Raw genomic sequence first — 12,768 nt, forward strand, 5'->3', positions numbered from 1 at the left:
GCCGAAGCCCGCCGGCAAGTGAGGCGATGTGAGTCTAAAGCGAACGGAAGTTCGCTTTAAGACGCCGCCGGGCCGCTCAGCGCAGCGTCTCGGCGCAGCCGTCGAGGCCCAGCCCGCGGCACAGCGCCTGGGCCAGCAGGCGGCCGTCCGGGTTGTCGGGCCCGACCGTGCCGGGCGGACGCCCGAGAAGCGGGTAGAGCATCATGCCGCCCAGCGGGTCCTGCGCGACCTTGCGCGTAATCTGCTCGGCCAGCGGCACCGTGTAGGTCGGCCCGCCGAGCTGGCTCGGCGGCACCTGGACGCCGAGGGCGAGCGGCCCCGTCCAGACCTGCCGGTAGGCCTGCCAGGCCTGCCAGGGATCGAAGGTCGGTCCGCCCTCGTAAGCCATGATGGAGACGAGGTCGATCGCCTCAGCCTGCGGGGAGCGCAGCAGGTTGAGCATCGACCCGGTGTGGGGACCGCGGGGCTGGGCGTCCCGGAACGCGCCCTCGCCATAGGCCCCGATGCTCCAGCCCGGCACGGTCAGCAGCAGGGGGCGCGGGAAGGCGGCGCGGAAGCGCGGGACCAGATCCTGCCACGCCGCGTCGGAGAGGCAGCGCACCCGCCCCCGGACCGAGCAGCCGGGGGACACCGGCTCGAAATCCAGATCGATCCCGTCGGCGCCGAGATCGCGGACCAGCCGCACCAGGGCGTCGAGGTTCAGCGCGTCCCAGTTCGCGTAATTGACACCGCCGACGGCGAGCAGCACGCGGGTCTGCGGCTGGCGCTGCTTCAGCAGCGCGATGGCGTCCCTCAGCACCGTGCCGGAAAAGCCGTATTGCAGGCCGGTCCCCTTGAGGTCGAGGCGGCCGGGATAGACGGCGTCCGGCCGGACGAAGGACAGGGCGACCAGATTCATGTAGCCGGGGAGGGTCGCCAGCGTCGTGGCGGCCGGGCCGGTGGCCGGGCGCTCGTACCAGCTGTCATGGTAGACGAGCAGGGGACGCGCCGGCAGCCCGTCCGCTTTCGCACCCGTCATGCCACCCGCCAGAAGCCCGGCGGCGATGGCCAGGGCGCCTAGAACACGTCGCGCCCGAACAGGCCGGTGGTCACGGTGCTGATGATGATTTTCGCATCGAGCCATAGCGACCAGTTCTCGATATAGTGGATGTCCATGTCAACCCCGACGCGCGCCTTCTCGACCGTGTGGATGCCGCCGCGCATGCCGTTGATCTGGGCCCAGCCGGTGATCCCCGGCTTGACGCGGCTGCGCGCCGCGTATTCGCGCGCCACCTCGGCGTAGCGCTGGTTGCCGACCCGCATGTTCGGGACGTGGGCGCGCGGGCCGACCACCGACATGTCGCCGGCCAGCACGTTGAAGAGCTGGGGCAGCTCGTCGATGCTCGTCCGGCGGAGGAAGCGGCCGACGCGGGTGATGCGCGGGTTGTCGCGGCTGGTGCCGACCGCGCCGTCGTCGCTGTCGTCCACCTTCATCGTGCGGAACTTCAGCATGGTGAAGGGCCGGTTGTTGAAGCCCACGCGGGTCTGCCGGAAGATGATCGGCCCCGGCGAATCCAGGCGGACCGCGATGGCCGCGGCCAGCATGAAGGGCGAGGCGACGAGCAGGCCGAGGCCGGCGACGGCGACGTCCTCGATCCGCTTCACGATGATCTGCATGCCGCGCAGCGGCTGCCGCATCACCAGCAGGGCCGGGATGTCGCCGATGTGCCGCAGGTTGGCGAGCCGCAGCCGGATGCTCTCCTCGTCCAGCGGAATCAGGATGTCGAGCGAGATCATCTGAAGCTGCATGCGCAGGCTGTGGATGCGCATCGCCGCCCGCCAGGGCAGGGCGATGACGACCATGTCCACGCGGTTGTCCGGCAGGAAGCGCTTGAAGTCCGTCAGATCGCCGGACACCGTGAGGCCGGCCAGGGCCGCCGGCCGGCGGTCGGCGTCGCGGTCGTCGAACAGGCCGAGGATGCTGTAGTTCGCCCGGTGCTCGGGCAGGGCCAGATGCGCGATCATCCGTTCCGCCACGTCGGTCGCGCCCAGGATGACGACCCGGCGGCGCAGCACCCCGCGCTCCTCCAGAAAGCGCACGCCCCGCGCCGCCAGGATGCGGCCCGCCCCGAGGCAGGCGAGCGCCATCCCGCCCCACAGGGCGAGCATATCCGATGGGCCGACCTCCGGCAGGAAGGCCCAGACGAGCAGCGACAGCACCGTCCCGGCCGGCAGCAGGCCGCCGACCACGTCGAGCAGCGACTTTCCCCAGTGCCGGTAATTCTCGACGCGGTAGGCGCCGATGGTGGTCATGGCGCGCAGATAGACGACGAGCGTGACGGCGGTGAAGATGATCGCCTGGATGACCAGGCGGCCGTCATCGAAGGACGCGCCGTCCGTCCGCTTGGTCCAGGCGGCCCAGGCGGCCAACCCGGCCAGCGCCAGCAGGACCCCGTCCAACCCCTTCACCAGACGGTTGACCAGCCCATGCGTCCAATGCAGCCAGCCATCCCGCGCACCGGCGAAATCGCCGGACGGTGGCGCGGCCTCCTCCGGTGGGCCATCTGATCCGGTGTCCGCTGGCGGCGCGGCAGGGCCCGGAACGGCAATTCGCTCGTCTGCCGGAAAACGGACCTGCACGTCGTCGCGCATGGCGGTCTCTTACCCCTGCACGAAGCGGCGGATGATCGGCTTCAACGCCTGCCCCAGCGGGTGGGAGCGAAGCCGGCGGGTCAGGCCGGTCTGCCGGATGAGTTGCATCGGCGTCCGCGGCGTGCGGAACACGGTGACGGGCTGGCCGAACAGCTCGGTGTCGCGCACGTAATGGCGCGACGCCATCGCCCCGACCAGCATGGCGCGGTAGCGTCCGGCCCACTCCGGGCGGGCCAGCAGCAGCTTGTTGTCGCCGATGGCGAAGGGCGCGAGGGCTCCCGGCCGATCGATCATGAAGCGGCACATGCCCTCGGACACGGCGGGGAATTCCGGGTTGAAGTAGTCGTCGAGGACGATCACCCCGCCATCGCCCAGACTGTCGTCGGCGATGCCCAGGTCGTGGCGCGTGATGTCGGCGGTGTGGCCGCCGTCGATGCTGAACAGGCGGACCGCAGGACCCAGCCGGCCGGCGAGGCCGCTCCAGGACAGGGCCAGGGAGTTGCCCTTGACGACCTCGACCGACGCCGGCTCGATCCCGAAGCGGACGAGGTTGGCGCGGAAGGCGGTTTCGTCGCCTTGCCCAGACTGGTCGACGTTGAATTGCTGGTCGTCGAACAGATCGATGGCAAAGGCCCGCTCGCCCGCTTTGCGGACAAGCGCCAGCAGGATGAACAGCCGTCCGTGATGGACGCCGATCTCGCCGACGCTGCCCGTCACGCCCTCAGCGTTCTGCCAAGCGCCGACCGTGGCGATCAGGCCAGCGTCCAGGCGCGACAGCCAGCCGTCCACGCGGCGATGGCCACCCTGGACATAACGTTGCAACGGCGATGACGGCGCTATCATGGGTTGAGATGTCATGATGTCCTATCACTAGCATACTATCTAAAATGGCTTAAGACAGCATTTCCGTCGTCAGCGCGATAAATTTCGACAAAGAGTCACAAGGGATCTCTGCAACATTGTCGCATTTCGTCGCATTTCGGAACGCCACTGTCCAATAATTCCGTTGCGCACGCCTTGCGGTTCCCTGGTCCTTGTCAAGACGTCGAGAGAACATCGCCTCCAGCCGCTCGTCATGGAAGCCCTGATGGGCCGGCCGGCGGCGGTCATGGTCTTTCCCCGCTGAAGACCGGGCGTTTCGGCGGGTGAAGGGGGCCCTGGGCGCCGGCCGGACGGCGGGCGTTGCGCCAGAAGAGGGCAAGCGCCATCACGCTGGCGACCTCGCCGGGCGTGAAGACGACGGAGTAGATGGTGGAGGTCGCCAGGGCGAACAGAACGTAATCGCCCAGCGCCTGGGTCATGGGATCGTCGCCGGTGGCGGCCTTGCGGGCGGTGCGCAGCGCCGCGACGTAGAAGGCCGCGATCAGCACCGCGCCGATGACGCCGTATTCGAAGACGATGCCGATCCAGCCGATGTCGGCGAGATAGAATTGATTGTTGCCCAGGATGTCCGCCAGGGTCACGTTGCTGAAGCGGGTGATGGCGCCCACCCCCAGCAGCCAGCGCAACGGCGTCACCTCCAGGAAGTCGAGCGCCAGGATGATGGAGTTCTGCCGGATCGACAGGGAGGCGCCGAGCATCTGCTCGGCCCGGTTGGCGAGGTCCACGCTGTAGACGGCGGCCAGGGCGACCGCCGCCAGCAGGGCCATGCTGACCGCCAGGATCCGCCACCAGCCGCGCGCCGAGGTGATCATGGCGAAGCCGACCACCAGGACCACGCTGCCCAGGGCCGTGCGCTGCTTGTAGATCAGGACCATCAGCAGCAGCCCGACCAGCAGCAGCGGGATGGTCCACCATTCCCGGTACGCGCAGAACCGCCGGGCCAGGTAGAAGAGGAACAGCACGCCGAAGAACATCGGCATGTAGATGCGCGGGCCGCGCTCGACGTCGTACATCAGCAGCTTGCTCTTCAGCGGGTCGGTGGCGTAGGCCTCCGGCGGGAGGACCAGCCACAGAGCGAGCATGATGACGAAGGTGCCGGCGCCGAGCGCGATCAGCGCGCCGCGCACCTGCGGCAGCGTCGGGCGCAGCAGCGTCAGAAGGGCGGCGAGGGAGAAGTAGTAGGCGAAGGGCCAGACCTTGACCGTGGTCGCCATCGCATCGGTCAGCCCGTTGCCGAGCTGGACCATGGAGACCGCCGGGGTGATCGCCACGAGGTAGGCGAGCAGGGCGATGCACAGCGACTTGAACGGCAGCTCGATCTGCGCCAGCGCGTAGACGGCCAGCGGGATGGTCAGGACCGGCCAGCTTTTCGACAGGGCGTAGAGCGGCGGGACATCGACCAGATAATGGAAGCTCTGCCCGAACAGCGGCAGCACCGCCAGCAGGATCATCACCGTCAGGGCGCGGGGCTGGGCACGGCGGGGCGCCGCCACCCGGACGGGCGACAGGATGCGGCCGCGCTGCCGGGCTCCCAGCTCGACGATCATGGGCGCGCCGCCGGCTTCGGGCGCGCTTGGCCCCGCTGCTCCGACCACCAGGCCGACAGCGCGATGCCGAGCAGCGGCAGGGACTCCACGAAGACCCGCCGGGTGTGGCCGCGCGGATTCTGGGCCAGCCGGTACAGCCATTCGAGCGCGAAGCGGCGGAACAGCGGCGGCGCGCGTTCGACCAGCCCCGTCACGAACAGAAGCGAGCTGCCGACGCACAGCCCGACGCCGGTGGCCTGTCCGGTGTTCCGGATGGCCAGCGACAGGCATTCCGACTGCGGCGCGCCGACCGCCAGGAAAACGAAGCGGGCCGGGTGGTCCAGCACGAAGCGGACGCAGCGCTCGACCTCCCGCGGGTCGGCGGAGAAGCCCATCGGCGGCTCGTGCCGGGCCAGCCGGGTCAGGCCGAAGCGGTCGCGCAGGCGGCGCTCCAGCTCGTCGCTGCCGCCGATCACCGTGACGGTATCGTCCGGCGTGATGACGTGCGCGAACAGGTGGGCGGTCAGGTCGCTGCCGCTGGCGCTGGGCAGCGGCTTGCGGAACAGCCGCCGCGACAGGTGCCGCATGATCTGGCTGTCGCACAGCCGCAGCCACGCGCCGTCATAGGCGGCGCGGAAGCGGGCGTCGTCGCCGCGGTGAAGCCGCACCACATGCTGCGCGTTCGGCGTCACGACGTAGGCGAAGGGCTCCCCCGGCGCCCGCGCGGCGATGGCCTGGGCGGCGCCGGCCACGTCGAGGCGGGTGATGGAGACCCCGAAGACGGTGTCCGCGGGGTGCTCCCGCCCCGGTTCGGTCTGGGGCGTCGTCATGGGAAAGTCGTGATCGCGCCGGTTTGACGGCTGATCGTGTAGTTGAACGTGCGCTCGAACGGGACGACGCGGTTGATGAACTGCTCGACCCACAGGCCGGTCTCGGCGATGGAGCTGCGCGGCACGAACAGGATGTCGCCGGCGACCAGCGGCACGTCGCCGGCCGCTGCCCCGGTCTCGATGAACCGGCGGGTGTCGATGGTGCGCAGCATCGGCTTGTTCTCGGGGTTGCGGCGGATCAGCACCACCTCCTCGTACCGCGCCTCGCGGTCGAAGCCGCCGGCCAGCATGATCACCTCCATCACGCCGATGCGGCCGTTCAGCAGGTAGGTGCCGGGGCGGGCGACGGCGCCGCCGATGTAGGCGCGGTTCGACGGGGTCTCCTTCAGCCCGATGCTGACCTGCGGAGCGCGCATCCAGCGCCGGGCGCGCGTCTCGATCACGTTGGCCAGCTCGCCCGGCGTCAGCCCGGCGGCGTCGACCTGCCCGGCCATGCGCAGCCCGGCGGAGCCGTCGGGGCCGATCATCACCTCCTCGTCCATGTCGGGGACGAGCGTGAACTTGACCTGGAAGCGGTCGCCCGGACCCAGCCGGTAGGGCGGGGTTGAGTCCTCCCAGCGGGCGAAGCCCTCGGGCATCGCCTCCTTTGGAGTCAACGACTGGCCGGTGCACGCGCCGAGCGCCAGCAACGCCGCCAACAGGAAGCCCCGCATCGCGGCCATCCGCATCACAGCCATCGGTAGATCACCTGGGGAATGTGGAAGTGACGGCCGGTCAGCACCAGGCCGACGATGTCGCCGCCGGACGCGAGGATGGAGTCGCGCATCCGGGCGGCGACCGGCGCACGGGTGTGCTCGGCGCGGGCGACCAGGATGTTCGCATCCACCATCGGCGACAGCCGGCGGGCAAGATGGCTGTTCCCGATCGGCGGCGACAGAATCAAAATGATGTCAAAGCGTTGATTCAGCCGTTCCAGCATCTGGCGCGACTGGGCGATGGGGGTGCGCAGGCTGCCCAGCGCCGATCCCGTCGCCTGCCGCGACACCCAGAGCAGCGGCACGGCGGAGGGCAGCGTTTCGAGGTCGCCGGTGCCCTGCGGCTCGATGGTCGGCAGCCGCTCGCCGGCCCCGCCGTCCGCATCCCCGGCCGCCTCGCCGTCCGTCTTGTCGTCGGCCCCGGCGTTGATCGCGGCCAGCTGGCCGGTGCCGTCGCCGCAGAGGTCGATGACCAGCGTCCGCAGGCCCCGCCCCTTGGCGAATTCCAGGGCCAGCCCGCGCGCCACGATGGCGTCGCCGTCGCCGTCGTTGGCGGTCACGAACTGGATCAGGCCCATCGGCTGGTCGTCCAGGCCGTGGTCGCGCAGCTGGGCGGCCAGATGGATCAGCTCCTGCTGGGCACCGGGGGAGACCAGCTCGCCGTCGGTGTCGGAGAAGCTGGCGATGGCCGGGACGCCCAGGTCGCGCTCGATCTCGTGCGGCAGGATGTAGACCTGGCGCAGCCACGTCGCCAGCACGCCGGCCGCCCCGCCCAGCAGGATGCCGCCGACCAGGCCGGCGATGATGAAGCTCGGTCCCATGCTCGTCCCGGTCGCCGGGGCCACCGCCGGCTGCACGACGCGGACGTTGGAGAAGCGCACCTTGGCGGCCTCCTCCTCGGCGCGGGCGGCCTCGGTGCGCTGGGCGTAGTCGCGGTAGATGTCCTCCATCACGCCGCGCGTGCGCTCCAGGTCGCGCAGCTCGCTTTCCGCCTTGCGCAGGCGCCCGACCTTCTCCACCGCCACCGTGTGCTGGCGGTTCAACTCGTCGAGCTGCCGGGCCACCGCGTCCTGCTCGATCTCCAGCGTCAGCAGATGGTTGTTCAGGAAGGGGATGGACGGGTTGCGGACCTCGCGCGTGGTGTTGAAGACCGGCTTGTCGCCGCCCTTCATGGACTGCCGGACTGTCCGGATCTTCCGTTCCAGCTCCTGGAGGGGCGGGTAGTCGGGCAGGAACTGCGAGGCCATCCGGTCGCGCTCCAGCTCCAGGCGGAGCAGCACGTTGCGGTCGTCGTCGTTCTGGGTCTGGTTGCTCTGCTCCCGGAAGTCGAACACCCGCTCCGGGAGGGAGGCGAGCCGCTTCTTGGCCGCCGCGACCTCCGCCAGGAGGGCCGCCTGGCGCTCCTGGGTCTGACGGCGGCGCTGCACGATGCTGTCCACCTGGTTGGCGGCGAGCAGGCTTTCCTGCCCGAGATCGACGATGTCGTACTCGGACTTCAGCGTCTGGATCTGCGCCTCGATGCTCTTCAGCTGATCGGAGTGGCGGGCCAGTTCGGAGGCGAGGAAGGGCGAGCGCGGGACGTCGAAGATCGCGCGGCGGCGCTTCAGATAGGCGTCGGCCAGGGCGTTGACGGTGTCCGCGGCGAGGTCCGGGTCCTCGTGGCTGAAGCTGAGGCGCACGATGTTGGAGGAGGACTGCTGCTCCACCTGAAGGCGGCGCTTGAACTTGTCGATGGCCTTTTCGAGCTGGTCCTGCGGGCTGTCGGCGGGCAGCAGGCCGAAGAGGCGCGGCCGCGCGATCTCCGGGAACAGGGTGACCGGGTCCAGCGCGCTCAGCGTGTCCTCGATCACCCGGCGGCTTTCCAGGATGCGGATCTCGCTGTCCACCGACTTCAGCCCGTCGATCGACAGGAAGGAGGGCAGGGTTCCGGCCACGTCGCTGATCCCCGCGTGCGAGCGGTCGATCATCATCATGACCAGACTTTCCGCGGCGTAGCGCGTGCGCGCATAGGTGGCGGCGGTCAAGCCGGCGATGATTGACAGAAGAGCAACGACCAGGATGATGCGCTTGTGATAAAAAGCGAGTATCAGAAGGTCGCGCGGCGTAAATGCCGACACCCCGCTGGAAAACAGCACCCCATGCGATTGCTGAGCCGGCGCGCCATCCAGCTGATCGGCTGATTGACTCTGCCTGCGATTTTCCAGATGTTGGGACAGCATCTTTTATGGGTACCGTAGCGTGTGGATCGAGCACTTTACCGCTAGGGTTTACCACGTCCGATGTAGCCCTGTCATGGGGTGGTTGGGGTTTTGAAGCATTTTGTCTCAATTTTTAGCTATTCGCTTTCTGCCGAACCCTCCTACTTTTGGTTGGGTCCCGTGATTCCCGATCGAGCCCCACCGAGCCGCAGGCCATGAACCACCAATTGTCCTCCCTGAAAGCCGCGATCGAGCGTCGCCATCCGCGGGTGTTCCGGCGCCTGACCTGGCTTCGGGACCGGCTCGCGCCCTATTACGCCGAGCCGGAGCTGCGCCTGCTTCCCGCGCTGTGCGTTCCGGGCGAAGCCGCCTACGACATCGGCGCCAACAGCGGCATATACACCTTCTGGCTCTGCCGGTTCGCGTCGAGCGTGACGGCCTTCGAGCCGAATCCGAACCTCGCGGCTTTGCTCGAAGCCAAGTTCGCGCCGCTGATCGCGGCCGGCCGGCTGCGGGTGGAGGGGTGCGCGCTGAGCGACGGCGACGGGTCCATCGTGCTGCACGTTCCGCGCTCGTCCGCCCTGGCCTCGGTCGAGGCGGGGGCGGTGGGGGCCCATGGCGAGGAGGTGGAGACGGTGACCGTCCCGCGCCGGACGCTGGACCGCTACGACCATCGTCCGGTCGGCTTCCTGAAGATCGATGTGGAGGGGCATGAGACCGCGGTGGTCGGCGGCGGCCTTGCCCTGATCGGGCGCGACCGCCCCAACCTGCTGATCGAGGCGGAGGAGCGGCACAACCCCGGGGCCCTGGCGGCGTTGCAGGCGCGGCTGGCCCCGCTGGGCTATCGCGGCTATTTCGTCCTGGCGGGACGCCTGTGCACGCTGGACGGCTTCGATCCGGATCGCCACCAGTCCCGCTCGGCCCTCAACGCGGCGGGCACCCATCGCGTCAAGGGGCGGATCTACATCAACAATTTCATCTTCGTCGCGCGCGATGGCGTGGCCGACCGGCTGCGCGCCGCGCTCGGGCAGTCAAGCGGGCGCTGATCGCGCCGGCGGCGGCATCAGCGGCGGCAATCGACCTCGGGCCAGGGCCGCTTCTGGTAGAAGGGACGCAAGGTCAGGATCGTCGCCACCTTCCAGATGCGGCTCTGCCGCTCGGGGCACAGATTGTTCACCGCGGAGGTCGGGTTGCCGCGCCACCAATCGGGAAGGTGGACCTCGACCTCGTAGGTGTTCAGGTGCAGCTCGGGTTCGCGGATCCACCAGCCATAGGGCAGACGGTCGAAATGGGTGCGGATTTCCTGAAGGATGTCGATGGCGCGCCATTCCTCCGCATCCTGCGCGGCGGCCGGTCGGCCATGCCCGACCAGCGCTGCGGCAAGGCAAAAAGCCAGCGCCGCATGGACCGTCCGGCGCCCTTGCCCTTTCGTCACCATGGTCATCAACCGACTGCTCTCCTTGCGCGGCCCGACACGGCGGGTCGCCGCGCGTCTCCGAATCTCTTCCGCTTCCGCAACAACCCTTTATCCCACAGAGCGTGATGCGTCTCCAGACATGGCATGCCCTCGGGCGTTACGGCGCCGGCCTCGGGCTGCGCGGGGTGGAGGTCGTCGGCAAGCTCGGCCTCTATATCATAGCGGCGCGCGCGCTGGGCGCCCATGATGCCGGGCTGTTCTTCCTGTGCCTGACCTGGATCGGCCTGGCATCGACGGTGGCGCGGCTGGGGCTCGAACGGGCGATCACGCGGCACATCGCCGCCGAGCTGGCCATCGGCCAGGGGCGGGCGGCCGGTCGTGACCTGCGCACCGGGTTGATCGGCACGGGACTCGCCGCGACCCTGGCCGCGGTGGTGGCCTTCGCCCTGGCGGGGCCGGCGTCGCACCTGCTGTTCGGGGCGCCGGACCTCGAAGCGCCGCTGCGCCTGTCGGCTCTGGTCCTGGTGCCGCAGACCTTGACCATCACCATCGGATCGGCCCTGACGGGGCTCAAGCGGGGCATCGCCGCGCAGTTCGTGCAGAACGCGCTGTGGCCGGTCCTGATGCTCGCCGCTCTGGTGGCGGGGGTGTCCAGCCTCGATTCCCTGATTCTGGCTCTGGCCGGGGTTTTGACTTTCAGCGTCGCGGTCGGGATGGCCTTGCTCGCGCGCGACCGCCACCGCTTCAGGGACCATTCCGTCGCCGCCGATGCCGCAACGTCGGAAGGGCGGGTGGAGGGTCTGCCGTCGCTCTGGCACACCGCGCGTCCTCTGTTCGTCGTTGAGCTGGTGCAGGTGTCGCTGGCGTCGCTGCCGGTGCTCGCGCTGGGCGTGTTCGTGGACGCGGCCTCGGTCGGCGCCTTCAGCGTGGCCAACCGCATCTCCATGCTGGTCTGGGTCGTCGTCATCAGCATCGGGACCTTCGCCGCGCCAAACTACGCCGAGCTGCATCGCCGCGGCGAGACGTCCCGTCTGCTGGCGATGAACCGCGGCATCATGCTGGCCGTCGCGGCGTTGGGCCTGCCGATGGTGTCGGTCATGATGATCGTGCCCGAGCTGTTGCTCGATCTGGTGGGGGAGGGGTTCGGCAGCGCGGCGACGGCGCTGCGCATCCTCGCCGCGGGCCAGATGATCCACTGCCTTCTGGCCTGCCAGGACATCCTGCTGGCCATGACGGGACACGGACGCACGCTGCGCCGGCTCAACCTGCTGCAGCTGGCGGTGTGCATCCTGCTCGGCGCCGTCCTGATCCCGGTCTTCGGCATGACCGGAGCGGCGGCGGTCACGGCCCTGACGGTGGCCCAGGGAGCGATCGGGACGACGCTGGTGCGCGTCCTGCTGTTCAGGCGGCACAACGGCACCGCGAAGGGCGCCGCGGCGTTCGAACGCGTCTGAGCGTGTTGGGCAGCGCTGCCCTTTCGGGTTCGCGGCCGATCGTCCGGTCTTGTGCGCGCAGAGCGGCCTGAATGCGCGGGGCGCCGTGGCGCTTGCGATGCTGCTCGTGCGGATGCCGAACGTCGGCCAAGCGCTGCCGATCGCCTGGAAGCGCTTCCCGTAGCTCCGAGAAGAGGCCAGGGGCGGTCGCCGCCCCGGCGGTCCAGCGGAACCGCGGCGGAGTGGTGCCGCAATTTCATGCATAAGGTTTAATCAGGTCGAGACATTGCCGAAAATTTGACCAATCACGGAACGGCCGCCCAGTGATTTCGCGCCCTTCCGGTTGGCACGCCGCTTGCTCAACAGTCTTGTATACAAGATTGGTGCGGCAGCCTGATGACCCAGCTTCCCGACAGCATCGAAGACAGCGTGATCTCCGCCATCCTGGGCGGCCGGCTGCGGCCCGGCACCCGGCTGGGCGAGGCGAAGCTGGCCGAGGTCTACGGCGTGTCCCGCACCCGCGTGCGCGAGGCGATGATGCGGCTGGAGACGCGCGGCATCGTCCATGTCAGCGCCCGGCGCGGCTGGTTCGTCGTCGAGCCTTCGGCGACGGAGGCGCGGGCCGCCTTCCAGGCGCGGCGGGTCATCGAGACCGGGATGCTGCGTGACCTGAACACGCTGCCAGGCGACGCCGTCGCCCATCTGCGCGCCCATGTCGAGGAGGAGCGCGAAGCGCTTCACACCGGCCATGTCGGCTCGCGCACCTGCCTGCTCGGCGACTTCCACATCCACCTCGCCCACGCCTTCGGCAACCCCTTCCTGACCGACATCCTGCGCGACCTGACCGCGCGCACGACGCTGGTCTCGATGCTCTACCAGTCCGACCAGGACGCCGCGGCGTCGAGCGACGACCACGCCGGCATCGTGACGCTGCTGGCCGACGGCGATTTCGCCGGGGCGGCGCGGCTGATGGACGAGCACATCCGGCGCGTCGAGGACGGCCTCGACCTCGCCGCCGCCCCCGATCCCCTGGCCGGCCTGCGCGAGATCCTCTCGCCCGGCGCCCCAGCCTGACCCTTTCACACAAACCATTCCA

Annotated in this window: 11 protein-coding genes; 3 read left to right on the forward strand and 8 right to left on the reverse strand. The window is 69.3% G+C overall.

The window, feature by feature from the left end; translation table 11 throughout:
* Positions 1 to 76 precede the first annotated feature (76 nt).
* The 7 genes from D3869_RS31245 to D3869_RS31275 all read right to left on the reverse strand — a co-directional run bounded on the left by D3869_RS31245 (position 77) and on the right by D3869_RS31275 (position 8,648).
* Positions 77 to 1,018 carry a hypothetical protein gene (locus D3869_RS31245; protein WP_137143481.1) on the reverse strand — a complete coding sequence of 314 codons (942 nt, stop codon included), beginning with the start codon at positions 1,016 to 1,018 and terminating at the stop codon, positions 77 to 79.
* A gap of 38 nt (positions 1,019 to 1,056) precedes the next feature.
* On the reverse strand, positions 1,057 to 2,631 hold the full coding sequence (locus D3869_RS31250) for an exopolysaccharide biosynthesis polyprenyl glycosylphosphotransferase (protein ID WP_137143482.1): 1,575 nt from the start codon (positions 2,629 to 2,631) through the stop codon (positions 1,057 to 1,059).
* Positions 2,632 to 2,640: 9 nt separating this feature from the next.
* Positions 2,641 to 3,474 (reverse strand): class I SAM-dependent methyltransferase, encoded by an 834-nt coding sequence (locus D3869_RS31255; RefSeq protein ID WP_247896078.1) that lies wholly within the window; start codon positions 3,472 to 3,474, stop codon positions 2,641 to 2,643.
* A gap of 263 nt (positions 3,475 to 3,737) precedes the next feature.
* Positions 3,738 to 5,060 carry a hypothetical protein gene (locus D3869_RS31260; RefSeq protein WP_137143484.1) on the reverse strand — a complete coding sequence of 441 codons (1,323 nt, stop codon included), beginning with the start codon at positions 5,058 to 5,060 and terminating at the stop codon, positions 3,738 to 3,740.
* On the reverse strand, positions 5,057 to 5,869 hold the full coding sequence (locus tag D3869_RS31265) for a WecB/TagA/CpsF family glycosyltransferase (protein WP_137143485.1): 813 nt from the start codon (positions 5,867 to 5,869) through the stop codon (positions 5,057 to 5,059). The genes D3869_RS31260 and D3869_RS31265 overlap by 4 nt, the downstream gene beginning before the upstream one ends.
* Complete coding sequence (locus tag D3869_RS31270; protein WP_247896079.1) at positions 5,866 to 6,606, reverse strand: polysaccharide biosynthesis/export family protein; 741 nt, start codon at positions 6,604 to 6,606, stop codon at positions 5,866 to 5,868. The genes D3869_RS31265 and D3869_RS31270 overlap by 4 nt, the downstream gene beginning before the upstream one ends.
* Positions 6,597 to 8,648 (reverse strand): GumC family protein, encoded by a 2,052-nt coding sequence (locus tag D3869_RS31275; protein ID WP_175426697.1) that lies wholly within the window; start codon positions 8,646 to 8,648, stop codon positions 6,597 to 6,599. Before D3869_RS31275 ends, D3869_RS31270 begins: the two co-directional genes overlap by 10 nt.
* Positions 8,649 to 9,037: 389 nt before the next feature.
* Between D3869_RS31275 and D3869_RS31280 the strand changes: the two genes are divergently transcribed.
* Positions 9,038 to 9,868 carry an FkbM family methyltransferase gene (locus D3869_RS31280; RefSeq protein WP_137143487.1) on the forward strand — a complete coding sequence of 277 codons (831 nt, stop codon included), beginning with the start codon at positions 9,038 to 9,040 and terminating at the stop codon, positions 9,866 to 9,868.
* Positions 9,869 to 9,885: 17 nt separating this feature from the next.
* Here D3869_RS31280 and D3869_RS31285 read toward each other — a convergent pair whose 3' ends face one another.
* On the reverse strand, positions 9,886 to 10,266 hold the full coding sequence (locus D3869_RS31285; RefSeq protein ID WP_247896080.1) for a hypothetical protein: 381 nt from the start codon (positions 10,264 to 10,266) through the stop codon (positions 9,886 to 9,888).
* A 98-nt stretch (positions 10,267 to 10,364) separates the two neighbouring features.
* Here D3869_RS31285 and D3869_RS31290 point away from each other — a divergent pair, with 98 nt between their 5' ends.
* Complete coding sequence (locus tag D3869_RS31290) at positions 10,365 to 11,693, forward strand: lipopolysaccharide biosynthesis protein (RefSeq protein ID WP_137143489.1); 1,329 nt, start codon at positions 10,365 to 10,367, stop codon at positions 11,691 to 11,693.
* Positions 11,694 to 12,068: 375 nt separating this feature from the next.
* A complete protein-coding gene (locus D3869_RS31295) occupies positions 12,069 to 12,746 on the forward strand; it encodes a GntR family transcriptional regulator (RefSeq protein ID WP_137143490.1) in 678 nt (225 codons plus the stop codon).
* The last annotated feature ends 22 nt before the right edge of the window (positions 12,747 to 12,768 follow it).

This window comes from Azospirillum brasilense (genome assembly GCF_005222205.1).
GTDB lineage: Bacteria > Pseudomonadota > Alphaproteobacteria > Azospirillales > Azospirillaceae > Azospirillum > Azospirillum brasilense_G.